Origin of the sequence: Reichenbachiella sp. MSK19-1, from assembly GCF_003590315.1 — a bacterium.
Lineage (GTDB): Bacteria > Bacteroidota > Bacteroidia > Cytophagales > Cyclobacteriaceae > Reichenbachiella > Reichenbachiella agariperforans.
On sequence record NZ_MIER01000002.1, the window covers coordinates 1,257,663 to 1,284,243 of the forward strand.

The following is a 26,581-nucleotide window of genomic DNA, read 5'->3' on the forward strand; positions in this document are numbered from 1 at the left end:
AATAGCATATCGATGAAGAGAATTTTGATAGTGGATGATGAGGCAGATATTTGCCTGCTTTTAAAGAAGTTTTTTGCCAAAAATGGTTTCGAAACAGATACTGCAGCGAATGGAGAAGAAGGAATCAAAAAGCTGAAGGAGCAGACATTTGATTTGGTGATTTGCGATTTTAAACTACCGGACTACAACGGGTTGGAGATCCTGCAGAAGATCAAAATCATTAATGCGAAGACTCAAGTGATTATCATCACAGGATACTCTGATGTGAGAATAGCGGTAGAGGCTCTGAAAAAAGGGGCCTATGAGTATGTAACCAAACCGCTCTACCCTGAGGAGATTTTGATGATTGTCAAAAACGCACTCAAGCAAGAAGCCAAATCACCTAATTCGACCAAACCAGTTAAAACTTCTACTACAAAAGCCACGGCTCCTAATCAATATGTCGTGGGAAAATCACGACATGCGCAGGTTGTGCAAAAGCATATCGAGTTGATCGCACCGACGGACATGTCTGTGATTATTCTGGGTGAGACAGGGACAGGTAAAGAATATGTAGCCAAGTCTATTCATTATAACAGCAAGCGAGCGGATCAGCCTTTCATAGCGGTGGACTGTGGCGCTTTGCCAGACGAGTTGGCGGGCAGTGAACTGTTCGGGCACATCAAAGGGGCTTTTACGGGGGCAATCAATGATAAAAAAGGGTGCTTCGAATTAGCTGAGAGGGGAACCTTATTTTTGGACGAACTGGGTAACCTCAGTTATGACAACCAGGTCAAACTACTCCGAGTACTACAGGAGCGATATGTACGTCGGGTAGGTGGTGCGAAGGATATTCCTGTAGATGTCAGGGTACTGGTAGCGACTAACGAGAATTTGAAAAAGGCAGTTTCGGAGGGTAATTTCAGAGAGGACCTGTATCATCGAGTCAACGAATTTGTGATCGAACTATCTCCACTCCGAGAGCGCACGGATGACATACCGATGTTTGCCGAGCATTTTTTGGGTGCAGCGAATGAACAACTAGATAAACAAGTGATGGGATTCGACAAAGGCGCTATGGCGATGTTCAAAGCACACCACTGGCATGGGAATCTACGAGAACTTAGCAATGTCGTCAAACGGGCTGTTTTACTCTGCCAGTCTGATAAAGTCAATGATGACTGTTTGCCTGTGGAGCTGATGAGCCCTGAACCAGTATCCAGTGGCAATATAGATGTCGATTTTAATGGGACATTGCCAACCAGTCTTAGGGCAGTAGTAGAGCATGCAGAGAAGAGTGCGATTCTAGAAGTCTTGAAGAAAACCAATAACAATAAGTCTAAAACCGCTGAATTGCTAGATATAGATCGCAAGACTCTCTACAATAAGCTGACGTTGTACAATATTGATAATTAAGCCTGAATTGCTTAGTTCAGGAGCTAAAGTTAAAAAGTAGATAATCAATATTATAAACAGCATTTTACTAAGCGTGAGATTTTAATCCTATTATGCAATAGGAAATCTATTCCGATCCAAAACAACTGTGAATCAGTTGTTTTGCTTGAATTATATTTGACCAAAGTTTTAATGAACTTTAGATTCTAATATTCTTAATCCATATCTATGCTCGAAAATTTCAAGAATGAAACCAATAGTTCGACTGAGGAACTACTCAAAAGTATACTGGATAGTGCCTTTGATGGGATCATGTCATTTGATTCGATTAGAAATGATCGAGGAGACATCATTGATTTTGAGTGGCTGTTTATCAACGACGTAGCAGAGGAATTGCTTGATTTAGAATCTGATGACGTGATGGGGGAGCGGTTGATCAGTGTCCTGCCATTGTATCAAAAATATGGAATAGTGGATAGGCTCATTGATGTGGTTCTTAGCGGTAAGAGTACGACCTTCGAACAGCAAGTCGTGGATGAGTCTAGTAACAGGTGGTACCAGATGTCCATCGTAAAGTTAGGAGATGGCTGTACGATGACTTTGCAGGATATTACAGATGAAAAAGAGGCAATAAAGGCAGTAAAGTCAAGGGAAAACAAATACCAACGACTATTCGAAGAGTCTATAGATGCGATCTTTTTTGTCAATCATGATTTCTTTTTTGTAGATGCCAATGAGGCTTTGATTCAGGCCTATGGTTATAGTAGTATAGAATTGTCTCGAATGTCATTGGATATGCTATTTGAAGATCAAGCTGATTTCTTGGCATTAAAGGCCGAGCTGGAGCAGAATGGTAGACGTGAGGAGTATGAAACGGTATTGTTAGATAGAAATCAGTACAAGCGTTATTGTACAATGAATAGTGTTTCTATTATTGATTTGGACACAGATCAGCAAAACTATATAGGTGTCATTAGGGACATGACTAAACGTAAGCAGGCTGATCTAGAACTCCTGCGGGCTGAGAAGCTGTCAATGACGGGCAAACTAGCGCGTACCATTGCCCATGAGGTTAGAAATCCTTTAACCAACCTGTCTTTGGCCTTAGAGCAGTTGAAGGATGAGATTCCAGAGGAAGTAGCGGAAGATGCTGAACTTTATTTTAATATTATCTCTAGAAATACTGACCGTATTGGCAAGCTCATTTCGGATTTACTTAATTCCTCTAAACCTAAAGAACTACAACTCGTCAATCAATCACTCAATCGTATCGTATCGGATACCCTAGATTTGGTCAGAGATAGGCTTAACCTGCAGAGTATGACACTGGAGGAAAGTTATGAAGCTGCCATTCCTGATTTTCCATTAGATGCTGATCAACTCAATGTGGCGATACTGAATTTATTCATCAATGCGATCGAGGCAATGAAGCCTGAAGTGGGGGTTTTGACAGTCACAACTGTTCTCGAAAAGGGTAAGGCAATTTTGACCATTACTGACAATGGTAAGGGTATAGACCAAAAAAGCATAAATCATCTCTTTGAGCCATTTTTTACAGGTAAAAAAGAAGGTACAGGTCTTGGTTTGACTACTGTTCAAAATATTGTTCATAGTCACCAAGGAGTTATTTCTATCAACAGTGAGCTAGGAGTGGGGACTACCTTCTATGTAACCTTCAACTGTTGATAGTTGTGGTGAGTGTAGAGAGTCTTCCCCAGATACAGGGGGTATTCTACACATAATACAAGACGATAGCTAGATTAGAGCTCTTGAGAGCTGTTCGGATTTCTGGAATGCAATTCGCAAGTAAATAAGCGAAGAACTAAACACAGAAATTATGAGCAACAATACATTAGAGTTATCCAAGACGAAAATATCAAAAGATAGAAAGCCACATGCTAGGTTGGGCTATACCAAACTAGAGACAGCGGAGTTGGTAGAGGTTATGAATCGACTACTGGCCAACTTTAGCGTACATTATCAGAAACTTAGAAATTTTCACTGGAATGTCAAGGGAGCAGACTTCTTTGATGTCCATGAAAAGTTCGAGCAGCAATACAATGATGCCAAAGTCGCAATCGATGATGTCGCAGAACGTATTCGAGTGTTCAATCAAACACCGCTCAGTACAATGCGCGAATATCTCGAAACCTCCGAAATCAAAGAGTCTGGTACAGATCTCACCGCAATGGAAATGGTAGGAGAAATTATAAAAGATTATGAAATCCTACTGGAGCACATGTTTAGTGTCATCGAAATGGCAATCAACCATGGGGATAGTGGTACAGAAGACATGATCAAAGGTTTTGTCAAACAGACTGAAAAGAACCATTGGATGATGACTGCCTTTTCTCACAATAGTTAATATTTCATAATTGTTAAACTCATTTTAATCATAATCGTTTCTATGTATTGTAGAGCGATCATTTTAACACCTTAAATAAATAAACAATGAATACTTTAATAAAAACCACAATCGCATTAGTAGTAGGGGCAGGAGCAGGATTGGCTGCAGGATATTTAACCGCCCCAAGAGACGGTGCAAAATCTAGAAAGAAACTCACCAAAGAGATCGATTCTATGAAGAAGAGTTTAGAACAAGCTGCCACTAGCAAATTAGAAGAAGCCAAAGATATACTGAATAAAACAGTAGAAAAGCAAGCTCAAAATGGTAAGACAGCTATTGAAAAGGTTAAAACTGCTGCGAAGCTGTAATTTAAGTATTGTGATATTTAACACACAAGGGTTGCTAATTTAGCAACCCTTGTGTGTTTATGAGGCTTTCTTATTCAATTTCTAATCTACAGGTCTCTTTGTCTAGCTCTACTTCTATCGTGCAGTGCTCGAAATGATAGGGACTTAAAGTAGCTCTAATCTCTTTTTTTACCTCTAGCAAGGCAGATAAGTCGCTAATCGTCTCTAATTTGATATGTGCAGTAAAGACATGGTCTTCACCATTGAGAGACCAAAAATGACAGTGATGTAGTGAAGTTACATGGCTTACGTTACATAGTTTTTCTTCTATCTCTGTGAGAGAAATATCTACAGGCGTTCCTTGTAGGAAAACAACAAGTGTTTGTTTGAGTCTCTTGATGACATTCCATAGAATGAAGGCGGTGATGAGTAGAGACAGGGCAGGGTCGAGGTATAGGTTTTGGTAGAATTTGAGTACAATAGCCACTACCAAAACCGTAGCCCAGCCGAGCACATCTTCTATCAAATGCCACGAGAGTACTTTTTCATTGAGGGATTTTCCGCTGCTTAATTTGTACGCCGCATATCCATTGACCAGTACACCTATGATACCAAAGACTATCATGCCATTGGCATCCGAAGGCTCTGGGTTGATCAGGCGATTTACAGCTTCTGATACCACATAGATAGATCCACCGATCAATACCAGTGAGTTGATCAAAGCGCCCAAGAGCGAAAAGCGGGAATAACCAAAGCTGAACTGAGAGTTTGCCTCTTGTTTGGATTTTTTGTCGAGATACCAAGATAGCCCTAAGGAGAGACTATCTCCTAGGTCATGCACTGCATCCGAAACGATGGCGATACTATTGACATAAAACCCACCAATGAACTCAAAAATGGTGAAGGAAATATTGAGGAAGAATGCCCACTTGATATTTGTTTCACTATCATGATGTGAATGGTCGTGTTCCATATCCTCGTCTAACTAATTAGTCTCTTACACAACGAATACTGTTTCGGTGGGTGCCATCGATGCTGTCGTCCGTGAAGTAGTCGACACCATTATGTATAGTTAATAGCCCTGGGGTACGATCCTCTTTGTTTGCCCTCTTCCAGTAGTAGCCATTAACCCCTACGTCGATGAACGTGCCGTTTGCTTCGCCAAAACCAGCCATTAGTAGATTGAGCCCGCTTTCACCACCTTCTTTGAAGGTCGCTCCGGCAGATTTACTACCTCCATGCTTACTCGTCAAACTACCAATCTCCACATCATCTGGTAGATGCCATCCTGCAGGGCATGCTTCTAATGCAGCTTTCCAGTTGTATAAACGCCCAAAGGTATCGCAGTATTCCTCATAGTTTTTGTAACAGAAAGCGCCTTCCATGGGGTAGTTTAGATTTTGACCAAGCCATTCTTTGACTACTGATGCGCCACCTTCTAATTGTAGTTCGATGAATACGGTTTCATATTCTTGTCCATCTCTGGGGTCAAAAAATACTCCTGTTATATCCTGAGCTGACAAGCCATGGCTTATTGCTGCTACCAACCCAATGATGAACGTTGTGATTTTCTTTTTCATAGTCTAAAATTTGTGGCCATTAAAGAGCTTACCTGTCTTGATGCGTACCTTTGGGTATTTGACTCCATGATTGCCAGAGGTAGTATGCCCATATCCGTGGTGCTCATGACTGTAATGGGTGATAATTAGTTTTCCAGATTCTTGACGATTGATCGTGTAGAAGAAGTCTTTGTATATTTTTTCTTTGGGGTATGATTCGACGATCTCTGAAACTCTGAGTCCTCCAAAGATGAAAGGCTTGATATGTGAGTTAAAATTACTCTCCTTCATGTTATTCGTGAAGTGGTCTGTAATCTCTAGATCTATGTCAAAAAACTCCTGATGATCAAATTGATAGGTTCTGTCCTTTCCTCCTCCGAAATCTATTTTAGCTATGACTCCTTCCTTGATATGATCTATTGAATAATGCTTGGTCTTGCCTTCTTCTTGCAGTAGTTTTTCAGGTTGAGAATAATTAAAGTAGTCTGAGGGTGTGATATTGGTCACTTTATCTTCTCCATTATAGTAACCCCATAGATCTCTAGCATGACTTTCTTTCGAGGGGAGACCATATTTTTCGACGTACTCAAACCCCATGTGCTTTGTCTCTCCATGTTTAGTGAGTAGCATACTGTCCAATTTCAATCGGTGATTAAGTATAGGGTTGTCTACTACTTCATAAGATTTGAATTTTGAGAATTTGAAATCAGCTGAAGTAATAGAGTTTCCCCCTTGGAGGATTTCTAGCTTGTCAAGTTGTTGTCGTCTGTAGTTAGGAGCAACTGCTTGGATGAAATGATTGGTGCCAGCTCCAGTGGTGCTTGAGGATCTGATACCATCTTGTTCGGATTTACTAAAGTGCGCCACATAGTCACCTAGAGTGATGGACTCCAAGTATACATCTGAATGAAGGTATTCTGAGGTGACACGAACGTTTTCGATACTGTCTGGAAAACAATAGGAACTATAGTGTACATCCCAAAGTTCTTCGTCGTTGATGTTCATTTTGTGATAAGCGCTATTGCTGAGGTATTTGGACACACCGTCTATGTTTACATCATATTTGAAGGTTGCTTCCACTCCACTGGGAGAGATGATCTTACTCATGTGCCACGACGTAGTAGCTGTTTGACTATTGAAATCAAAATCTGTAGACTCAGTTTCGAACTTATAGTCCAAATAAGTACTGATTGATTTAGTGATTTCTTTCTGTTTGAAGATGTATTGATAGCCCATTTGGTCAGATATCTTCCAATAGTTGTCGGCCATGTAAAACTCAGCAGTCATCTGTCTTGGACGGACAAGTTCTATTTTGAGAATCTGGGTCGTACTGTCATGATCAGGAGTCAAAAGGAATTTCCCTTTCATGCCTAGAATGTTGAAGAAGAATATGTCTGGATCTGAGTCAATCTCACCAGCGCATACCTTTTCGTGGAAGTCATCATTTTCATTTTCTTGACAGTCGTCAAAACAAGGTTTGATATGTTCGAAGGGGTAACCCAATGCTTTACTATTAGATGCTTTGTCAGCTAGGGCGAGATCGTTTTCGCCTCTGATCAGTCGGGTTATTGTACCACCAGCTTCCAGATGCCAGCCTAGTCCTGCCCATGTAGCTTCTTCTTCTACCTTGATACCTATCGTGTGATAGTTGAGGCTGATGGGTACAAATAAGTCGTCTTTGATGAGGGTCTGAATAGGGATTTTTATTTTAGGGACGCCATATTTGATTCCTACAGGGTGATCGCAGTATTTGATAATCGCCGCAGCATTGAAGGAGGGAGGAATGACCCTGTCCACTCTAAGTTGTGCGTTCACAGTACCAGTACTGATCAATAGCGAAAACAAACTAACAAGTAAGTGTTTTTTCATAGTCTAGGAATTATCCAAATAATCTGTGGTGGATTATATTTTTCGGTTTTGGTTAACTTCTCTAGGTCATAGAACAGAATGATATCAAAGTAAGGGACATTTGTCGAGGAATAAAAAAAAGCGATGACCTTTTTAGATCACCGCTTTTCATATAATAGTGTTTATGACTAGATGAGATTAATATTCATCTGCATTTTGCCAGTTCATTAGATACCTGATTTCTAAGTCTAATCCTTCAATGCTTTGTAAAAGTTGCATTTTTTCAGGGCCTAAAAATACGATTTCAAATTGAAAAATTTGAGTGCTTTCACCTGCCTCTGTTAATGTAAGACTAGTGTCAGTCGACTCCCATGTTCCATAGAAAAGAACTCCATTTTCGTCTTCTAATAAGAAAGAACCATCTCTTTCCAATGTAAATCTCTCCAGGATAGAGTTGCCATTATTTTGACCGTCAACATAGTACTGCTGAACTTCCCAATCACCGTAGGGCTTGTTTTTAGCAGCGGTAAATTCCTCAGGATCGGTACATGAGAAGGCTAATGCAGCCATCCCAAGTACGATTATATAATTTATTGCTTTTTTCATGATTACTTAGTTTTTAAGAATTCTGATGTTTTCTAATTCATCACCTTTCTTGATTTGTAGGTTATACAAGCCTCTCTGAAGGTGGCTGACAGAAATAGTTTTTGTAAACTCTTCTACGTTTTTATCCAATTCTTCATAGACCATTACTTGCCCTGACATACTCATGATGCTAACAGTATAGGTTCCGAAGTTGGTACCTAGTACTTCCACATTGAGTTGATCACCAGTCGTTGGATTAGGGAAGGTAGTTGTATTGACACTGAGTCTACCGCTTTCTTCTGGAGCTGGAGCACTAGGTGCTAAATCTACAGAATTGGAAGTAAGTGTACAACCACCTTCGAATAGGACTTCTATGGTATATGAAGCGGCATCAGTTATAGATAGAGAAGTACCTGTAGCATTTCTCAATAATACATCATTTCTATACCATGAATATTCCAAGTGATTACCAGAAATAGTGGCCATTAATGTGTTGCCTTCTATTTCTAACATGACACTATTTGGTATGATATTGTCAACATAATCAGCTTTATCCGAACAGCCTGAACCATCTGTATAGCTAACCTCTACACCCAAATATGTACGTTCAACTAGACCTGAAAGTGTTACGTTAACCGTTCCTGAAGAACTTCCTGAGAATGCAGACCCTACATTTTGACCTGTTTCTCTATCTGTTAGTTGATAGCTAAGGTTTGCATCTGTGTTGTATACATCTACAGTGACGTCACCAGTCGTACAATCTGTTTTCTCATTACCAAAAGAGATGTTAGTAGCTGGTAGATAGTTTATTTTTACTTCTATCACATTTGATAAATCACTGGCACTACATGTCACTTCATCAGTAGCGTGTGCCATCACTTGATAACGTCCTTCTTGGGTGACCGTAATCGTATTAGCCCCTCCTTCTGAACTATTGATTACACTACCATTTCTATACCAAGTGAAATGTGGAGCGTCACTTGTAGTTGATAGAGTGATAGACTCACCTTCACATACTTCGAGAGAACCATCAGCGGTTAATACCGGAGTAACATCTATTTCATCAAATAGAATGATCTCAAATTCACCAGTAGACGTAGTACATGAGATATCTAAATCATCACTAATCCATTCAGCACGGTAAATACCAGATGTATTGATTACGTAGTAGTTATTATGTGTTCTAGCAATCTCTGTCCCATCTTGGTAGATTACAACAGTTCCATCATTTCCATATGAATTGTTTTCAAAGAAGTATAGAGTATAGTTTTCACAACTGTATTTAGTATCTCCTTCATAGATATTATAGCTAGTAGAAGTTGATGTACTGTTTTTTGTTGTGAATTCTGGTAAAGCAACGTCCTCTACAATGACTTGTTGAGAATATGGACTTGCACAACCTAAACCTGCTGGTTGGTTTGAAACTCTTACACTGTATGATCCTGCTTCTGTTACTGTCACAGTTCTAGTGCCTTGTCCATTTATTGATCCACCGCTCCACTCGTATTGAGTAAAACCTTCTGGAGCTTCTAGTACTACTTCTATGCTACCTTCACAGGCAATTAGGTCACCACTTACTACAGTTACGGTTGGTCTTTCTGGACTTTCGATCACTGTGATCGTGATAGTTTCGGTAGTATAGATACAATCTCCATCTTTTACTCTTGCAAAGTACTCTCCAGATTGAGAGAATGATGTAAGGTATGTACTCGTGCTTACAGGCGTGTTGATATTATCTCTAAACCACTCAACACTAGAAGTCATAGACACAGAAGTACTATTGCTAGAGATTCTACCTGCCGCTAATTCTACTCTAGAACTTCCTTCGCAGATTGTTTCTGAGTTTCCAGTTGCACTGACTATATAATTGTCGCCATAATCACGGCTTCTATATAGAACATAACTAGGTCGTACTACTAGTTCATCTTCATAGATTGATGTGATTGTATTACACTCTGTACCTGTAGAAGAAGCAGAAGTTATCATCAATCCTATTTCTATAGGGTCTGTCAATGCACCGATATTAATTTCAGTTTCATCTACTTCTGGATCGTAAGTCAATGGGGCACCTAGGGTACTACCATCCTCTTTATTGATCAACTGATAAGTAAAGTAGTTTTGAACATTATCAATAGTCACCATGATATCTTGTGTATCACATAGCAATTGATCCTCAATTGTAAAATCTGTATCTAATAGGATAGGAGCAACTACCTCTAAATTGAAATCAGAGTAGACACCTGTCACTTCGAAATCTTCATCGATGTCTTCGTAGGTGTTATCCTCAGCCTCAAGGTTAAATAGGAAGAACGCATTATTATCTCCAGAACTTAATATGTCTGATGGGAGATTGAAACTAATGTCACCAGTTCCTTCTACGATGCTGAACTCATAGCCACTCAAAGCAGTTGTACTGCCATCTCCATCTTTAAAGTTAACAGTTACTATATTTCCCGCGCCAAATTTACCACGAACTTCGTAACTCAGCGTTACTTCACTTTCATGACAAGCCTCTTCCGAAGCGATAGCTGTTACCAAAAGTGCTTGCTCTGCAATCGTTTGATCGTCACTGATATAGTCGAATGGAAGAATCTTAGCTGGTAAGAACTCAAGGAATCCAATAGACACGTCGATATCGTTCCTTTCTTCTTGTCTGAACCTGAATTTTACGTCATTTGACTTCATCTCGTTAGTGACAACAAACTCAAAAGTTTCATTATCTAATTCTTCTTCTTCACCATCAAATAGGTCATCATAGATATTTTGATTGGGGAAAGAAGAAACCTCAGTATAAGTAGAACCACCATCAATAGAGTATTCAAAAACAAGGACTTGATTAGATGCCATGTTATTGAGTACTTCTTCAAAGCTTAAATCAAAAGAAACTAACTCAAATCTTTCAAGATCACCAGCTTTAAACTCCTTAGTTGAAATCAAACCTCTGCCAAAGTCATTATCAAAAGATACCTCGTCTCTGATTTCTGCACCTGTAGGGAAATAATAAGTGCTAGTTTCCATGCTGGAAGCGTAGCTAGCAATTTCTACATTACTCAACTTTAAGGTACTGCCTTGTGCCGTAGGAATGTAACTTTCATTTGGATCATAAATTATCCATCTGAACCTAACCCTTTCATTATAAGTACCTGCTGGACTATTATAAGTCCCATCAATGAAGTAGTTCAAGTTGGGAGAATAACTACTAGTATTTGGTCCATTAAAATAAGTGTACGTAGACCATGAATTACCTCCATCTTTAGAATACTGGAAAGCCATTCTTTCGTTACTTGAACTACTTGCTGCAGTTACAGGATCAAATTCATAGTTCCAAGAAAATGTTCTATTAGTGTTATACGAGAAGTTAGACTCATAGAAATCTCTTGTTTCTATGACTGTTTGAAAGTTTCCACTATTATAATAGTCTCCACCAATAGACATAGGGTCAGCTGCGTCATCAAAATTAGCTAAGTCCCCTGCTTCTCCAAATGAAGCACCCTCAGTGAGCATAACTTGAAATTCATAGTTGCCACCACGTAAGTAAGGAGGGAGGTCAACAGTAATGTTATCTACCCCTTCTTGAGTGGCTAATAATAGATCATCATTTCCATCATAATCAATAACCAATAGGTTGGCGAATAATCCGTCTATGCCTGCAGTATTACTTTCATCGTTTTCGATTTCAATGCTGAATGTCGCAGAGTTACCTGCATAGAATACGTCGTTTTCGTCAAAAACAAAAGTAGTTCTAACAGCTCTTAAGAAGACTTCAAGGCTTCCTACAGTTTCGTCTTCGTAGAGGTAATAGTCTACTCCATCCACTGTAACCATCGCAGACATGTATACATCATAGTTGCCATTTTCAACATAACTAGGCACTGTTCCTGAGGAAGTTCCTAATGAGGTAGTAGAGCCTAAGACTATGTTTTCGTTCGTTTCTGGGTCTGTTTCATCCATGGTGAAGATGAAGGTCGTACCACTTGGGAACAATTCTGGCTCAGTGATGTTCTCATTGGTGTCCCAGTTATAATCAAAATCCTCTCCATTAAAAACCGCATCATCTAAGTCTGTCAACGACCAAGTGTATTGCGTCAAATTAGGTCCATCCAGATCAATATCGATAGGATTGTTTACCGTAGTGTAGAGGTAGTCATCAAGTGCATTGCCTAAATCTAGTTTAATAGCTAGGTTTGAAATTTCCCATCCATTCTGATTAGTACCTAGATTCAAGGGTTGCACAAATCGGAAGCTCGTAGAAGTTGTTAAAAATGCTGAAGGAATTTCCACAGCATAACCTTGTGACAAGTACAGTAAACCGTCATCATAGATTTGATCTTCTCCGTCTTCTAGTTCATAGACAGGGATCACTTGGAAAGTAGATCCATCAGTAGATGCTTCTAGCCTTGGTACTACGTTTTTGTTTGTATGAATATCTAGACCTGTATAGCTACTAAAGTTAAATGATAAGGTAGCCGATTCTCCTCCTGATAGATCGAATGCTTCAGTGACGACAAAACGCTCACCAGAGCTAGTGAATTCTATATCTTGATAATCTACAGTACCATTTACTCCCATTACCGATACGAACTGATTCATTTCTTCCAAAGTGATTGTTTCTCCTTTTAAGAAGTCTCCTCCAGCAGTAGTAGGGGAGTATGGGTAAACCACAATGTCATAATCAGGTGTTGCTTCTTCTGGGTCTAATGGAATCAGACTAGGCATGACAGCATTAATGCTTGAAGCATTTTGTCCATTGCTAGTTCCGAGTACATAGTATGCATCTCCTTGTTCTAAAACTGCAGCATACTCAGTTCCTGTTGGGAAATTCTGTGCGTTGTAGTTGATTGTTATTGTTTCCCCTAAAGAGAACGAGGAGTGGTCCAACTCTTCCACATCCAGTGATGGTCTTAGTAGGTTGAATACAGAAGTAGTATTAGAAGTTTCCATAAAGGTTGCCGAGTATACAAGCGCATAGTAAACTTCAACTATGTTCTCCTGATATCCAGACTCTCCATTCTTGTTGTACACAAACCTTAAGGAAGTAGTCTCTGACCAAAGGTGATTTGGTAAGGTGATCAAGCCAGTATTGTCGTAACCACTAGCGCTAATCGCTTTAGATTCAATTTCTTCCCAGTTGCTTCCATCGGTAGAGGCTTCTATCATTACATCAAAAGGGGATGTAAATACAGAATTTGTAAAATAGAATTGAAGCGAACCTCCATACCTCATATCAAAAGCTTCGGTAGTTATACTTCTTTGGCTACTTGATACCATGGATGTTTCGGCATTATTATACGTTTCGATACCCTCGAATGTTAAACTTGAAGGACCTTCACTGCCAGACCAGCTTTCATTTAGCAGTGTTTGGCTTGTAGAAGAGTTATTGAAAACCCCTGTAGTAATACTGATTTCAAGTGACGGTGTAGTGCCATAGTCAAAATCTTGAGGTAGGGTTGCGGTAATAGTTCCTGCACCTTCTACCACGGTAGAGTTAGCACCTATCATGTAATACTCCATCTCATCATTGTCATAGACGCTTAGCATGAGCTCTGCACCTGCACCCGGTACACCTGATACAGTGAAATCTACCGTTACACTACTTCCAGGAAAACCATAATCAGCACCTGCTATCGTAATCGGGTCAGTAAAGTTGATGTCATCTATCGTAAGTCCTAAACCGTCCATAGTGAGCGAAGAATTGTACTTTTCACCATTTACAGCAATGTAGGTACCATAAAAGCCTGCTTGCAGTATCGGTGCTTCGAAGGTCACAGTGCCAGAAGTAATATCTGTAATGTCTGCTAGGACTAAATCATATTCCTCATCTCCGGTTCTTGAAAGCATTAATTTTGCTTCTGTAGCTGCTGGGAATGCTCCATTATCAATAGTCCAAGTCTGAGTCAGTTCAGTCATCGGATAGATTGGTGTAGTAGCTATAGCATCAATCGTGATGTTAGGTCTTGGTATATTTAAAGTCTGAGGATCGAGATTAAATCTACTCTGGCTAATTATATTAGACTCAATTGAGATATTCATGTCTACTAAGTACCATGTATCAAGGTTGAGACCATTGTTGCCCTCTTGTCTGACTCTAAACTGTGTAGTGTTGCTAGCAATCCCAGCTGGCAAAGAAGTTAATTCTACTGTCGTATGACCACTACCGATAGCTGTCAACTCGTTCATCGTGATACTAGAAAGCTCACTATAGGTTGATCCATTGGTACTATACTCGATCACCAAATCGGTCCCTGCTGGACTGATAAGGTTTTGACCTCTAGCTAAACTCAACGTAATAGTGCCGTTTTCGGAATCTATATACATAGCTTCTGATGTGATGCTTCTTTCTTCGTCTTTATCAAAAAGAACTCCTGTAGCGACATCTTCTTCCCCACCTTCTACATCAAAATCATCAGTAGATCCAGAAAGTGAAAAATCGTTAGATAGATTCAAGCCTAACAGTGGTGCGGTAGCACTCTTTTCATAAGCATAGAGCGTTACTTCATCTAAATCATATTCAATACCTGTAGGGATATTGCCTGTGACTTCAAAAGTTTTGACTCCAGCGGTATTGTCAATGTCGTCAGTGTTTAGGTTTTCGAGCAAATACTCGTTGGTACCATCACCTACTGATACCGCATAGTTGTAGTTACTAAGGTCAATATTCAATAGTGTGCCATTTACCTTGATTTCGTCCCCAGGATATGCAGTAGATATTGACCCTCCGAGATCGTCTTCTACATCTGTTATATCGAGTGTTGACTTGTCAATATCGAACAATGACGATGACCCTGCTACGATTTCAGTATATGGATCCGCATCAAAGTCACTACCAGAGAATGCGCCGATTGACACGTTGATATTCATGTCACCATCAGGCCAGTTAAACACTATGTCAGTATCAGCGTCTTGCGTTGTACTGGTACCCAAGACAGTGTTTTCACTAAGCGTTCCATGATATACTATAAATGTAGTACCTGGATCAAAGCCAGTTCCTTGATAGGTATAGGTGTCGGATTCTCCGGCATATTTCACTTCCACTGTGGGAGGCGTATCTGTCGTAAAAGTCTGGGCTATTGTTGCATTGATACTGAGCATAGTTATGCCAAAGACCAACAACCTAAGCCCGAACTCTCTAAGCTTAAAGTTTAATTTTTTCATCGATTAGGAATTTTAGGTTATAATAGAATAAAGCCAAATCGCAGTGAGTTGCTAATGAGCAAATCTCCGCTGTTGTAGGTGATGCCGTCTTGGTAGGGCGCTCCATCTACTTGAATCTCGTCATACATGGTAGTCTTGACCGTAAATCCAGCCTCCATACCTACATAAAAACGAGAACCAAAATGGTAGTCAGCACCTACAGATAAAGCAGCACCTGCTTCGAAGTAGCCACGCGAACCTTGACTGAAAGAGTAGTTGTTACCGTTAGGGATTTGCGTTGTGCCTGTTACAGAGGAGCCAGTCGTTGTTTTTACATTGGCAAATTTTTGCCCAACGATAGCATCTATTGCAACATAAGAACGAAACCCACCAGTGCTACTGAGCTGAATCTCCACACCAGGTGTAACCCTGTAGGTGCTGTAGTCAGTGACATAGTCGGGTTTTGTCTGATTGTTGTTCAGATCCATATACATGCCCACTCGGACAATGATTTGATCTGAGACAACATACTTGGCTCTGAATTCGCCAAAACTCAATAAGGAACTGCTAGCGAATGGCGTTCCTGTGATTTCTATCAATAGATTTCCTGAGCTAATACCAGATGACTCACTACTACCCAGATCTAATTCTTGAGCATAGCCAACCTGCTTGGTCAGAAAACATACCAATAGAACCATGAAAAGTTGCTTCATAGTTAAAAGGGGTTAGGTTAAAAAAATAGGTTAAATGATCTCCCTTCTGGAAATCGAAATTAAAGTTATTCACTTTCTTTTACTCTGAAAAAAAGTTCAATCCAAAAATCGTAAAGTGATACTTCAAATCTCTGTCAAATTACTTAATTATTAAGCCATTATATTTTAACAGTAAGATTGTTAGATGTTTATGATAATTGACTTGTGAAAGCGTGTAAGATATATATAGTCAACGTACGAGTTGCTTTTTTATGAGGTGATGAGGTGAAAAAAGTCTATAAACTTCAGAAATGGTAGAGGATAGGGCTTAGAAATGGGGAGAGATTAAATAATAGTTAAAAAACTTAAGGTTTATAAAATCCAATGAGGTTGGTGGGTTCGTAAATGGTAAAAGTATGAATAAATAGAGTCGTACTATTACCTTGAACTTTTCCATGCGATGAAACAAATGAAACTTCCGATCCTCTTGATGCTAGCCAATATAATGATATGTCTTTCTGCTATTTTTTTGTTAGAAGACGATAACGATAAGTCTGCAGATTTGGCTCCTTCAAAGGTTAATATCTCTCTTCCTAAAACAGATGTTATTCTGAATATTGGTGGGATTTAAGCCTGTTTATAGACTTGATTGGAGCTCTGAAAAATAGGCTTAAATCGTTTTGCGCTCAATTTCTTTTAGGTTTTCGATTTTCTTGTTTCTCAAAAAGCCATTGATGTCTTCGAAGTGTTCTTTGACTCTCTGATTTCCAAATTCAAAAACCTTGGATGCGAGACCGTCTAAGAAATCTCTGTCGTGAGATACTAAAATAATAGTTCCTTCAAAGGCCTTGAGCGCATCTTTGAGAATATCCTTGGTTTTGATATCGAGGTGGTTGGTCGGCTCATCAAGTATGAGGAGATTGACGGGTTGGAGGAGTAGTTTGATCATGGCCAGTCGTGTACGTTCTCCTCCAGAGAGTACTTTGACTTTTTTGTCTATGGCTTCACCACTGAACATAAAAGCGCCTAGGATGTCTTTGATCTTGGAACGTACATCACCTTTCGCGATTTCATCTATGGTCTCGAATATCGATAGTTTCTCATCCAGTAGTGCGGCCTGATTCTGTGCAAAGTAGCCTACGAGGCTGTTGTGCCCAAGTTGGAGGTCTCCCTCATGTTTGATTTCGCCCATGATGGCTTTGATCAGTGTAGATTTACCTTGTCCGTTTTTTCCAACGAAGGCTACTTTTTCGCCTCGGGCTATGGTCAGAGACACATCTTTGAATACCGTATGGGCTCCGTAGCTTTTGCTAAGTTCATCGACTATGACTGGATAGTTACCTGATCTAGGCGCAGGAGGGAACTTAAGGTTGAGTGCTGAGGTGTCTACTTCATCTACTTCTACGATCTCCATCTTTTCGAGCATCTTGACGCGTGACTGGACAGACAGTGTCTTAGAATATGTGCCTTTGAATCGGTCTATAAATTGCTGGATGTCGGCAATTTGTTTCGCCTGATCATCGAATTGCTTTTGCTGTTGTTCGCGGCGTTCTTGGCGTAGTTCTAGATAGTGGGAGTAATTGGTTTTGTAGTCATAGATACGCCCACCCGTTAGCTCTATAGTGCGGTTGGTCAGATTGTCCACGAAGGTCTTGTCGTGACTGATCACCATGACAGCATTTGACCCGTTTTTGAGGAAGTCTTCGAGCCATTGTACAGATTCAATATCGAGGTGATTGGTCGGCTCATCGAGTAAGATGAGGTCTGGTTTTTTGAGGAGTATCTTGGCGAGTTCAATACGCATACGCCACCCTCCACTAAACTCGCTGGCTGGTCGGGTAAAATCTGCTCTTTCGAACCCTAGTCCGAGTAGGGTTAGTTCTACTTCAGCATCTACATTGACTTCTTCTATGCTGTAGTATTTTTCACTGAGCTCGGAGACTTTTTCTATGATTTTGCTGTATGCTTCTGATTCATAATCAGTACGTGTCTCCAGTTGTAGCGAGTAGTCGTCGAGTTGTTTTTTCATCTCCACGATCTCAGAGAATGCTTTGGTTGCCTCTTCGAATACCGTACAGTCATCTTCTATCAATAGGTGCTGTGGGAGGTAGGCTATGATGGCTTCTTTGGGGGCAGAGATTTTGCCATGGGTGGGTTTGTCTTTGCCAGCAATAATTTTGAGAAGGGTAGACTTGCCTGCTCCATTTTTGCCCATGAGGGCAATGCGGTCGTCGGGGTTGATGTTGAAATTGATGTTGTTAAATAGGGTGGTGCCACTGAACTCAACCCCAACTGCGTCTACTGAAATCATATCGTGTATTAACTAAGTCGCGAAGGTAGGAAACCCTGAAAGGAAAATCTATGGAAGTGGTGTAATACGACTCTGTTTTTTTGACTAGGGCAAAGTTGTATTCCTAAATCGAAAATATAGTAGTTGTTTGACTTCTAAGTATCTGTATTGTATTTGTGTTATTGTATGATTAGCTATCAATATATGATGATAATTCACTGAGTTAACATTATATCCTAGGGTATGGCTTGTCCTACGGTTGATTAGGAGTAGCTTGCCGTGCTACGTATGTAGTAACCTTCCTATAAAGTAGTTAATATTTAATCATGATGGCATCTTTAAAAGCACGCTAATGAGCGGTAGATATCGTCCTAAATAACAAGTATATCAAGCATCTTAAGTTTTCCAAAACCACCTCGCACGCTGACTTCTCTAATGAGCTCAGAAGTAAAATCAGGGAATATTTCTCAGATCAAGATACTAGTAGATATGCCAATCGCAAGATGGTATTCAAGACGGTATTTATGATTTCTTTATTCTTTATCCCATTAATCATCATGAACGTAGGTTTGGTCACTACTCCATGGATGCTATTCGGGATGTATATGATTAGTGGACTCGGGATGACCGGTATAGGTATGGGGGTCATGCACGATGCGCTCCATGGTTCATACTCTAACAAAAACAGTATCAATAAGTGGATCGGATATTCTATCAATCTCATAGGAGCCAATGCGGCCGTATGGAAGATTCAGCACAATGTGCTTCACCACACTTATACGAATATAGAAGGCGCAGATGACGACATCAACATGCCTTTCTTTCTAAGGTTTTCACCTAATACAAAATATCATTCCGTTCATAAGTTCCAGCATATTTATGTTTGGTTTTTTTATGGATTTTTGACTTTGATCTGGGTGACGGTTAAGGATTTTGTTCGTATCCCTCGTTATAAGAAAATGGGCTTTTTTACTGAAAAACACGAGGCTAAAAAGCAGTTGTTTAAAACAGTATTACTTAAGGTGATGTATTATTCCTATTCATTGATTATTCCATTGATTGTAGTGCCATTGGCACCATGGTTGATTATCGTAGCATTTTTAGCGATGCACTTTATGACGGGGTTGTTTATTTCTATCGTGTTTCAGACTGCTCATGTGATGCCGAGTTCGGATTTTCCTATGCCTGACGAAGAGGGAATGATTCATGATGACTGGTCTGTACATCAGTTGGCAACTACTAGTAACTATGCACCGAATAGCCGATTGTTTTCATGGTTTATTGGTGGGTTAAACTATCAAGTCGAGCACCATCTGTTGCCTAATGTCTGCCATATACACTATAAGAAGCTGTCAGTCATCGTCTCAGATACAGCCGAAAAATATGGTATTCCATATCATACTAAGAGGACTTTCGTAGCTGCGATCTTAGATCATTTTAGGATGATGCGATCGCTGGGCGTAAAGACCGTTACTGCCTAGACTATTTATCTAAGCTTATGTTGGTGGCATGGGGGAGTAGCTCCTCGATGCACAGCGTGAGCTGAACTGATTCGTTACATACGCAGATCACTTTCGTCGCAGACGTACTGAATTCGTGGATGACCTGACGACAGTTTCCGCATGGTGAAGTGATCGAAGCGGTCGGCGTATAGATCACTAGTGTGTCTATTTTCATTGCTGATCCAGTACTCGATACGGCCTGAGCGATAGCACTCGTCTCTGCACAAACTCCACAGGGGAATGAAACATTCTCGACATTGCACCCACTGTATATATTGCCGTACTGGTCCATCAACGCCGCGCCCACTTTGAAGCGGCTATAAGGAGAGTAGGCGTGACGAGCCACTTGCTTGGCTTGCTCTATCAGTTGCTCTGTTTTTTTGTCGGACATGGATTGCATATTTATATCCCAATATATAGGGTATTTTTAAATAATGGAGTGAGGCTTACAACAATATCGAAAGACAAGGTGTTCTTTTCAGGTCTGAAATATGATTTTTTTAAAGATTGAGAAGGTGCTTTTAATTTGAACGTAACTAGTAGGCCTGTTAAATTTACTTATTGTAGTAGTTGTGATCTGGAAGATATCTTAGATGGTATCTCTATCGATGTGTCTTATGAGCAGACCGTAGCTTTTGAGTTTGATCAAGATAACGAAGCAGTACTGGAGAAGATCTGGATGAATAGATCACTGATAACAGTTTTGGAGACCTGAAGTATTATATATAGAGTGATGAGCTGGGTCTTGCCTCTTCTTCCGAACTAAAAGATGAGTTGGACGACAAAGAAGTAGAAGATGTGACACTGACCTAATACTACTTACTATCTGAGCTTATTCTTCTCGTAGTGCAGCGATGAGCTGCTGTTTGTTCATTTTGGATCGTCCCTCGATTCCTATTTTCTTGGCTTGGTCGTAGAGTTCTTTCTTTGTTCGTTTTTCGTATTTGGAGGCATGTCCTCCTTTTGTACCGCTGTCGGGTGTGTTGGCGATGCGAGCTGCCTTTTCTTTACTCATTCCTTTGTCTCGGAGTGCCTCATACTGTTCGTTGTTCATGATAGATGATCCGTGATGCTTAGCCATGGTTGTATTGTTTAGATGAAACATAAAAGTCATGGTAGAGCGTCAAATAATCATGCCGCTTTGGTTAGTCTATGGTTTGTCTGTCTCAGTCTTTGTTTGGTCATTGTTTTTGGGGAGATTGAAAAAGGAGGTGTGAATAAATGTCTACAATTAGAGGTGCGAATTGTGGAGAATCTGACTCGGTATGCTACGCATAGATGGTTAGAAGTAGCCAGAGGAGCTCATGTTGGCATAGGCATGCTTATTGGCATACAGACTAGTAGGTGCAACGAGCACCTTTATTTGTATCACCAAAAGATTATTCATATATGAAAGCGCTAACACCTGAATTGCAAAACTTGATCGATAAACTCTTGCTTGCCAAGGAGATTTATGAAAAGGCTTCTTCACGCATACACAATGAGCCGATGACCAACCAAATGAAAGTATTGGCTGAGCGTAAGTCCAAGTTCCTAACGGATATTGGCAAGCTCGTAGATGTAGATTTTGAGGAGCATACCATGGGTGTCAAAGATAGATTGAAGGCTGCTTGGGAGAAAATAGCGATAGAAGTTGAACATATCTTTTTGCAACGAGACGAGGGTGAAATTCTTGGTTTTTGTATCCAAAGAGAAGATGAACTCATCGAGATGTATCAGGAAGTCTTACAGTCCAAAGATAACGAGTTAGATGTGTTTATCAAGTTTCTGTTCGAGAGTCAGCTGGCTGAGTCGCGCATACTGATCAACGAACTGCAAGAGACGCGAGAGGCTTACAATTTTCTGGAGAAGTAACCTTCACCAATGTCATTTCACTAATCCTATCACTACATAACACACAAAAGCATGAACATATTAGTTCCGATTGATTTTACACCTGAGTCCAAAGCTGGCCTGTTGGTAGCTCTGGATATAGCGAGCCGCACTGGAGCACACATTAGTCTTTTGCATGTCATCCATGAACCCGCCCCGGTAGGGGTGTTGCCCAAGGCAGACTTAGTTGCCAAACAACAAGAGATTAATGAAGAAGAGCACTTCATGTCTGAGTTGATCCGGAAAATGAAAGGAGAGCTCAAGCTGTTGACCGAGCAGCTTGATACAGCATCAGTAGAGGTGAAATCTTTTCTCGCTTTTGGAAGCTATAATGAAGGGCTAGAGGAACATCTCGAAGAACACCCAGCTGATTTGATCGTCATGGGGAGTAGTGGAGAAACCTCCATAGCGGAGTGGTTCAAAGGAAACCATGCTACCCGAACTATGCGGATTGCAGATATTCCCACTTTGGTCATCAAAGACAATCAGAAGATTTCGCTTGGCGGTGAATTGCTGGTCTTGGTAGGGATCAGAGATTATCGTACAGAGAGTATTGCGCGCATTCGGGAGTTTGCAGAGGCCATGCGTATGAATGTGCACATCGCGCATGTCACTGAACCGCATGACTTGCTTCATAAAAGTATCTCGGATAGATTAGAGGATTTTGCACGGGCTCATGGCTTTACAGACTACAAAGTTCATGTAATAGAAAGTGGCCAGAAAGTAGAGCAAGTTCAGGCTTTTGTCGAAGCGTGGCATATCGATGTGGTGGCTAGTATTTCTGAAGGAGATTCGGGAATTGCTCGGTTGATATACGGTAGTGATACTGAAGATTTTATCAATCACGTAGATAAACCTGTATTAGCTGTGACGATGTAATGAACTGCTACTTTCAATCCAGCCATGTTGATAAATCCATGAACTAACTGTACGAACGATGTCTCTAATAGGTACCCTAATCAAGAATGGAATAGAACTGAATCAGAAGTTGACTTTTCAGACTGGAAAGTCAGCCGCTGAACTGCAGGAAGAAGAACTGCGAAAACTCATGCACAAGGCTAAGGATACGGCTTTTGGTAAGTATTATGGATTCACCACCTTGCTAGAAGCGGAAGATCTCATAGCAGTCTATCAGCAGACTGTACCTATCTACGACTATCATCAGATGCACGAGGACTGGTGGGGCCAGCAGCAGAAGTACCCAGATATCACCTGGCCGGGAAAACCAGACTTCTTTGCACTAAGTAGCGGTACGACAGGCAAGTCCAGCAAACGTATCCCGATTACATCTGATTTTATACAGAGTATGAGAGATGTAGGTACGAGCATGGTCAAAGCGATTCCTAATTTTGATTTTCCAGAACATCTCTTTGAGAGTGAAATACTGATGCTGAGTAGTAGTGCGGATTTAAAACGGCACGAAGAAGGGTATCTGGAAGGTGAAATCAGCGGAATCAATGTGAGCAATTTTCCAGATTGGTATGGGATGTTTTACCGTCCAGGCAAAGAGATCGCAGCGATCAGTGACTGGGATGAGCGCATCGGGCGCATCGCCGAAGAGGCGCCCAATTGGAATATCGGCGTGATCGCAGGTATCCCGTCATGGGTGCTTCTCATGTTGCAAACCGTGATCCGAAAGCATGGACTGAAGAATATCCACGAGATATGGCCCAACTTGACGGTGTATGCAAGTGGTGGTGTGGCTTTTGAGACCTACAGAAAGGATTTCGAAGCAATATCTGGCCAGCCGATAACTATCATGGATACCTATTTGGCTTCTGAGGGTTTTTTCTCCTATACTGCCAGACCTGGTGCGATGGATATGGAGTTAGCACTATCACACGGCTACTTCTATGAGTTCGTACCTTTCGGTACAGGTGGTGTCGATGAGTATGGTGAACTACTAGAAAAACCTGTGTCTCACACCTTAGATGAGGTAGAGCTAGATCAAGACTATGTATTGATCGTGAGTAGCTGTGCAGGTGCATGGCGCTATGTGATAGGAGACACGATTAAATTTACCAGCTTAGACCCCATAGAAATCAAGATTACGGGGCGTACCAAGTTCTTTCTCAATGTCGTAGGTTCTCAGCTCTCGGAGGAGAAAATGGACGAAGCGATTCTTTCTGTTTCTTCCTCAATGAACGTCCGCGTCAACGAGTATGCTGTAGGAGCCATCAAGAATGAAAGTGGAGATTATATTCATCAGTGGGTGATCGTCACAGATCAAAACGTAGAGGCGCTTCAATTTGCTAATCAGTTAGATGAGAAACTAAAAGATGCCAACAAGAATTATGCTGTCGCTCGATCCAAAGCCCTCTCAGGGATCAATGTGAAAGTAATCAATAAAGAGTTGTATTACGATTACTTAGAAATCACCAAGCAAAAAGGAGGGCAACTGAAGACACCAAAAGTAATGTCTGAGGAAAAAATGCAGTCTATGATTCAGTTCGTCGAGTCAAAACTGACTGTGCCCTCATTATAACTCTACCGTTGGTTCGATCGGTGTTTTGTTCTCTACACACATTCTGACCTCCTCGATGGACATGTAGTAGGTACTGATTTTGTCCTTGTAGTCGTCTTCCAACATGTCATTGTTTAGAATGAAACGCTTGGACGCTACGATCTCTTTGTGAAAACCATAATCGATCGCGATGTAGTCTGCTTTGTATTCTACCTGCTTTCTGAATTTTTTAGAGAAGACGTACTTAAATCCATACCCAATCATCTGCCAGTTGGAGTAGGGGGCATAGTCCATGACGTGACCTAGCTCATGGGCAAACCAGCCTGTAAGAACATCATCGGGCAATTCGGATACTTTGATGTTTTCGCTATCACGTACATAGTAGGCCAGTTTGATGCGGTAGCGCTTCACTCCCGTGAACAACCCTCCAAAAGTAATGACTGGCTGAGCCTGCATCGTAGAGGTTTTGATGGGCTTTTGCTTTAGCGTGACCTCATAGGTGTGTAATGGAAAGTATTTTTCCATTACCTTCATGAAACTGTCTTTGATACGGGGATCGCTAATGTTCTCTAGGTTTACTTTCATAGGACGGGGAGTCTGTGCATAGCTTGCCTGAGTGAAGCATATGCAGCAAACAAGGGGAATAATGAGGGTGGAGATTACGTGTTTGAATCTTCTAATCATTGGGACACTTTTCTATTCAACGCAAAAATGCTGGGTTTAATCTGTATTGCCTCCTGATTATTAGAAACTTAAATGATGATAGCTGACTAAAGGTCAAATAGTTAATCTGTGTCGGATTTTTTAAACTGCTCGTTGATGATGTAGTCTATGTCTTTTCGGGTAAGGTTGCTGCCGTCTTCGAGGGTTGCACTGATTTTTCGAACGATCTCATCCAAGTTTTTTGTAGATTGATAGAGGGCATGTATAAGCTCAGGGTCTTTAGAAAAGGCGGGGTTTAATTTGATGAGATTAGATAGACCCAGTATGTTGGACAGTGGAGCGCGGAGCATATGAGAGTTGACAAAGGCATACTCTTTTAGTTGATTATTTTGAGTAATTAATTCTTGTGTTCTTTGTGTGACGGTAGACTCTAAGGAACCATTCGTTTCGATTAGTTTTTGGTTCAGGGTGTGTAGCTCTTTGTTCATACTAGAGATTTCATCCCGTTGCTCATGTAATGCTATGTTTTGTGTTTTGAGCTGATTCATGAGTTGAAGTATTTGCTCGTTTTTGTATTGAGTTGATAAATAATCCCCGAGTGATTGTACGATCAGGGCATCTTCTGCACTCCAATTTCTTACATACTTTTTGTTTTCACAGCAGATCACACCTATGACCGATCTGTCCTCATAGATCGGGCAGTCTAGCATGGATTTTATATTGTGAGGTTTGAGGTACCCTTTGGTTAACTCAGATGTGTCTTCATGGGTTTGTGCTAGTGGGGCTGTGATGAATGGCTTATGCTCTAGTGCATAAAAGTATTTTGGAGAGTCAATGACAGCTAAACTGACTTCTTCTCGATACACTTTTCCATTGTCTAATAGAAACTGCCTCTGAAGCTTTGTTTTGTCTAGATTGTAGAACCAAATACTTACTCGACTCAAATTCAATAATCGGTTAAGCACTTGACAAACTTCTTCGATCATAACGGTGTTGCCCTTTTTTTCTAAGTTTTTTCTTGTCAAATCCATCATCGCTGCGTGATAGTCCTCCAAAATAGTAGTCTTAGCTTGAAGATTATTTTTGAGAGCTATGAGCTCTTCATTTTTTTCGACGGAGGATTTATACGCATAACCTAACAAATTGTATAGCACATATATGGAGATTAATAGTCCAGAGAAAAATATGATTCCTCCAATAGCAGTGGGTATGATATACACCTCTATCGCATAAGCCTCACCTGCGATCCAATGGATGTAAAATGAGTTACCCACATAACTCAAGAATACGATAACAACCCATAATTGTGAGGCACGAATACCTTGTGCAATAAGCGCTACCAAAGGAACAAAACACATCCAAAAGACGATTGTGTTATAAGAAGCAGGATAATTAAAAAATGTAAGTTCGATCATCACCAGTATAAGAAATGGCGTCAAGGCTCTAGTTGACTTGATTTGCTCATCACTACGATAGCCATGTATTGTAGCGCTACAGCATAGGACAAAGTAACCTGAGTAGAGCCATAGTGGCCCTGATTTAAGATCGACGAAAATATCTGTGAGCAACAATAAAAATGCAATGGCTGTATGACCAAGTAGGAGGGAACGGTATACCGCTTTTGACTGTATTTTATAGTCGGTTAAATGTAACCCTCTCATTTCCATCTGGTTTTGTTTTTTCTCGAATCAACAACAATACTGAACGTTTAATCTACCAAAAAAACACGAAACAAAATCAGAGTGAAACTAATTATGTGATAAATATCGGTGTTCTATAAATAATAGGTTATCAATAAAATAACTTGCCTCTATTGAAGTTTTTTATCGTTGATTTATTCCACTTTTGGGATGCTCATAGAATACCCTCTTCTTATTCGAAGAGCTGTACAGGTTCATGAGATTTTA

General features: G+C 40.5%; 21 protein-coding genes. 10 read left to right on the forward strand and 11 right to left on the reverse strand.

What is annotated here, in order from left to right; translation table 11 throughout:
• Positions 1-12: 12 nt before the first annotated feature.
• The 4 genes from BGP76_RS05165 to BGP76_RS05180 all read left to right on the forward strand — a co-directional run bounded on the left by BGP76_RS05165 (position 13) and on the right by BGP76_RS05180 (position 4,089).
• A complete protein-coding gene (locus BGP76_RS05165; protein WP_119843860.1) occupies positions 13-1,395 on the forward strand; it encodes a sigma-54 dependent transcriptional regulator in 1,383 nt (460 codons plus the stop codon).
• 207 nt (positions 1,396-1,602) lie between these two features.
• The gene (locus BGP76_RS05170) at positions 1,603-3,060 is read left to right on the forward strand and encodes an ATP-binding protein (RefSeq protein ID WP_119843861.1); all 1,458 of its coding nucleotides are present in this window, start codon (positions 1,603-1,605) and stop codon (positions 3,058-3,060) included.
• A 151-nt stretch (positions 3,061-3,211) separates the two neighbouring features.
• Positions 3,212-3,739, forward strand: a complete 528-nt coding sequence (locus BGP76_RS05175; RefSeq protein ID WP_119843862.1) for a Dps family protein — start codon at positions 3,212-3,214, stop codon at positions 3,737-3,739.
• An 86-nt stretch (positions 3,740-3,825) separates the two neighbouring features.
• Positions 3,826-4,089 carry a YtxH domain-containing protein gene (locus BGP76_RS05180; protein ID WP_073118659.1) on the forward strand — a complete coding sequence of 88 codons (264 nt, stop codon included), beginning with the start codon at positions 3,826-3,828 and terminating at the stop codon, positions 4,087-4,089.
• A gap of 70 nt (positions 4,090-4,159) precedes the next feature.
• On the opposite strand, the gene BGP76_RS05185 is transcribed toward BGP76_RS05180, so the two are convergent.
• The 6 genes from BGP76_RS05185 to BGP76_RS05210 form a co-directional block, all read right to left on the reverse strand.
• The gene (locus tag BGP76_RS05185; protein ID WP_119843863.1) at positions 4,160-5,041 is read right to left on the reverse strand and encodes a cation diffusion facilitator family transporter; all 882 of its coding nucleotides are present in this window, start codon (positions 5,039-5,041) and stop codon (positions 4,160-4,162) included.
• Positions 5,042-5,057: 16 nt separating this feature from the next.
• On the reverse strand, positions 5,058-5,648 hold the full coding sequence (locus BGP76_RS05190; protein WP_073118655.1) for an FISUMP domain-containing protein: 591 nt from the start codon (positions 5,646-5,648) through the stop codon (positions 5,058-5,060).
• 3 nt (positions 5,649-5,651) lie between these two features.
• Entirely contained in the window at positions 5,652-7,496 is a 1,845-nt protein-coding gene (locus tag BGP76_RS05195) for a hypothetical protein (protein ID WP_073118653.1), read from the reverse strand.
• A 177-nt stretch (positions 7,497-7,673) separates the two neighbouring features.
• Positions 7,674-8,081: a hypothetical protein gene (locus BGP76_RS05200; RefSeq protein ID WP_073118651.1), complete on the reverse strand. Its 408-nt coding sequence runs from the start codon at positions 8,079-8,081 to the stop codon at positions 7,674-7,676.
• 6 nt (positions 8,082-8,087) lie between these two features.
• Positions 8,088-15,212 carry a T9SS type A sorting domain-containing protein gene (locus tag BGP76_RS05205; RefSeq protein WP_119843864.1) on the reverse strand — a complete coding sequence of 2,375 codons (7,125 nt, stop codon included), beginning with the start codon at positions 15,210-15,212 and terminating at the stop codon, positions 8,088-8,090.
• A 17-nt stretch (positions 15,213-15,229) separates the two neighbouring features.
• The gene (locus BGP76_RS05210) at positions 15,230-15,904 is read right to left on the reverse strand and encodes a hypothetical protein (RefSeq protein WP_073118647.1); all 675 of its coding nucleotides are present in this window, start codon (positions 15,902-15,904) and stop codon (positions 15,230-15,232) included.
• A gap of 439 nt (positions 15,905-16,343) precedes the next feature.
• Between BGP76_RS05210 and BGP76_RS20230 the strand changes: the two genes are divergently transcribed.
• Positions 16,344-16,514 carry a hypothetical protein gene (locus tag BGP76_RS20230; RefSeq protein ID WP_158584068.1) on the forward strand — a complete coding sequence of 57 codons (171 nt, stop codon included), beginning with the start codon at positions 16,344-16,346 and terminating at the stop codon, positions 16,512-16,514.
• Positions 16,515-16,553: 39 nt separating this feature from the next.
• Here BGP76_RS20230 and BGP76_RS05215 read toward each other — a convergent pair whose 3' ends face one another.
• Positions 16,554-18,194, reverse strand: a complete 1,641-nt coding sequence (locus BGP76_RS05215; protein ID WP_119843865.1) for an ABC-F family ATP-binding cassette domain-containing protein — start codon at positions 18,192-18,194, stop codon at positions 16,554-16,556.
• Positions 18,195-18,697: 503 nt separating this feature from the next.
• On the opposite strand from BGP76_RS05215, the gene BGP76_RS05220 reads away from it, so the two are divergent.
• Complete coding sequence (locus BGP76_RS05220; protein WP_084190388.1) at positions 18,698-19,654, forward strand: acyl-CoA desaturase; 957 nt, start codon at positions 18,698-18,700, stop codon at positions 19,652-19,654.
• A 1-nt stretch (position 19,655) separates the two neighbouring features.
• Here the strand turns inward: BGP76_RS05220 and cdd are convergent, their stop codons facing one another.
• Positions 19,656-20,066, reverse strand: a complete 411-nt coding sequence (gene cdd / locus BGP76_RS05225) for a cytidine deaminase (RefSeq protein WP_119844328.1) — start codon at positions 20,064-20,066, stop codon at positions 19,656-19,658.
• 135 nt (positions 20,067-20,201) lie between these two features.
• Between cdd and BGP76_RS05230 the strand changes: the two genes are divergently transcribed.
• A complete protein-coding gene (locus BGP76_RS05230; protein ID WP_119843866.1) occupies positions 20,202-20,390 on the forward strand; it encodes a hypothetical protein in 189 nt (62 codons plus the stop codon).
• A 117-nt stretch (positions 20,391-20,507) separates the two neighbouring features.
• On the opposite strand, the gene BGP76_RS05235 is transcribed toward BGP76_RS05230, so the two are convergent.
• Positions 20,508-20,756 (reverse strand): Rho termination factor N-terminal domain-containing protein, encoded by a 249-nt coding sequence (locus tag BGP76_RS05235; RefSeq protein ID WP_073120501.1) that lies wholly within the window; start codon positions 20,754-20,756, stop codon positions 20,508-20,510.
• 308 nt (positions 20,757-21,064) lie between these two features.
• Here BGP76_RS05235 and BGP76_RS05245 point away from each other — a divergent pair, with 308 nt between their 5' ends.
• From BGP76_RS05245 to BGP76_RS05255, 3 genes are read left to right on the forward strand one after another with little or no spacing between them, the layout of a single operon-like run.
• The gene (locus BGP76_RS05245) at positions 21,065-21,529 is read left to right on the forward strand and encodes a DUF2383 domain-containing protein (RefSeq protein WP_119843867.1); all 465 of its coding nucleotides are present in this window, start codon (positions 21,065-21,067) and stop codon (positions 21,527-21,529) included.
• A gap of 51 nt (positions 21,530-21,580) precedes the next feature.
• A complete protein-coding gene (locus BGP76_RS05250; protein ID WP_119843868.1) occupies positions 21,581-22,426 on the forward strand; it encodes a universal stress protein in 846 nt (281 codons plus the stop codon).
• A 58-nt stretch (positions 22,427-22,484) separates the two neighbouring features.
• On the forward strand, positions 22,485-24,032 hold the full coding sequence (locus BGP76_RS05255; RefSeq protein WP_119843869.1) for a GH3 auxin-responsive promoter family protein: 1,548 nt from the start codon (positions 22,485-22,487) through the stop codon (positions 24,030-24,032).
• Here the strand turns inward: BGP76_RS05255 and BGP76_RS05260 are convergent.
• Positions 24,027-24,596, reverse strand: a complete 570-nt coding sequence (locus tag BGP76_RS05260) for a hypothetical protein (RefSeq protein WP_073118631.1) — start codon at positions 24,594-24,596, stop codon at positions 24,027-24,029. The two genes, BGP76_RS05255 and BGP76_RS05260, sit on opposite strands and share 6 nt — an antisense overlap.
• A 200-nt stretch (positions 24,597-24,796) precedes the next feature.
• On the reverse strand, positions 24,797-26,335 hold the full coding sequence (locus BGP76_RS05265; RefSeq protein ID WP_158584069.1) for a GAF domain-containing protein: 1,539 nt from the start codon (positions 26,333-26,335) through the stop codon (positions 24,797-24,799).
• Between the last annotated feature and the right edge of the window lie 246 nt (positions 26,336-26,581).

Excerpts from the sequence above, each read along its gene's own strand:
- BGP76_RS05215 (WP_119843865.1), bottom strand. The coding sequence starts at position 18,194 with ATGATTTCAGTAGACGCAGTTGGGGTTGAGTTCAGTGGCACCACCCTA.
- BGP76_RS05235 (WP_073120501.1), bottom strand. The coding sequence starts at position 20,756 with ATGGCTAAGCATCACGGATCATCTATCATGAACAACGAACAGTATGAG.
- BGP76_RS05255 (WP_119843869.1), top strand. The coding sequence starts at position 22,485 with ATGTCTCTAATAGGTACCCTAATCAAGAATGGAATAGAACTGAATCAG.
- BGP76_RS05175 (WP_119843862.1), top strand. The coding sequence starts at position 3,212 with ATGAGCAACAATACATTAGAGTTATCCAAGACGAAAATATCAAAAGAT.
- BGP76_RS05265 (WP_158584069.1), bottom strand. The coding sequence starts at position 26,335 with ATGAGAGGGTTACATTTAACCGACTATAAAATACAGTCAAAAGCGGTA.
- BGP76_RS05210 (WP_073118647.1), bottom strand. The coding sequence starts at position 15,904 with ATGAAGCAACTTTTCATGGTTCTATTGGTATGTTTTCTGACCAAGCAG.
- BGP76_RS05185 (WP_119843863.1), bottom strand. The coding sequence starts at position 5,041 with ATGGAACACGACCATTCACATCATGATAGTGAAACAAATATCAAGTGG.
- BGP76_RS05195 (WP_073118653.1), bottom strand. The coding sequence starts at position 7,496 with ATGAAAAAACACTTACTTGTTAGTTTGTTTTCGCTATTGATCAGTACT.
- BGP76_RS05200 (WP_073118651.1), bottom strand. The coding sequence starts at position 8,081 with ATGAAAAAAGCAATAAATTATATAATCGTACTTGGGATGGCTGCATTA.
- BGP76_RS05220 (WP_084190388.1), top strand. The coding sequence starts at position 18,698 with ATGATTTCTTTATTCTTTATCCCATTAATCATCATGAACGTAGGTTTG.
- BGP76_RS05260 (WP_073118631.1), bottom strand. The coding sequence starts at position 24,596 with ATGAAAGTAAACCTAGAGAACATTAGCGATCCCCGTATCAAAGACAGT.
- BGP76_RS05180 (WP_073118659.1), top strand. The coding sequence starts at position 3,826 with ATGAATACTTTAATAAAAACCACAATCGCATTAGTAGTAGGGGCAGGA.
- BGP76_RS05245 (WP_119843867.1), top strand. The coding sequence starts at position 21,065 with ATGAAAGCGCTAACACCTGAATTGCAAAACTTGATCGATAAACTCTTG.
- BGP76_RS05250 (WP_119843868.1), top strand. The coding sequence starts at position 21,581 with ATGAACATATTAGTTCCGATTGATTTTACACCTGAGTCCAAAGCTGGC.
- BGP76_RS05205 (WP_119843864.1), bottom strand. The coding sequence starts at position 15,212 with ATGAAAAAATTAAACTTTAAGCTTAGAGAGTTCGGGCTTAGGTTGTTG.
- BGP76_RS05165 (WP_119843860.1), top strand. The coding sequence starts at position 13 with ATGAAGAGAATTTTGATAGTGGATGATGAGGCAGATATTTGCCTGCTT.
- BGP76_RS05190 (WP_073118655.1), bottom strand. The coding sequence starts at position 5,648 with ATGAAAAAGAAAATCACAACGTTCATCATTGGGTTGGTAGCAGCAATA.
- cdd (WP_119844328.1), bottom strand. The coding sequence starts at position 20,066 with ATGTCCGACAAAAAAACAGAGCAACTGATAGAGCAAGCCAAGCAAGTG.
- BGP76_RS20230 (WP_158584068.1), top strand. The coding sequence starts at position 16,344 with ATGAAACAAATGAAACTTCCGATCCTCTTGATGCTAGCCAATATAATG.
- BGP76_RS05170 (WP_119843861.1), top strand. The coding sequence starts at position 1,603 with ATGCTCGAAAATTTCAAGAATGAAACCAATAGTTCGACTGAGGAACTA.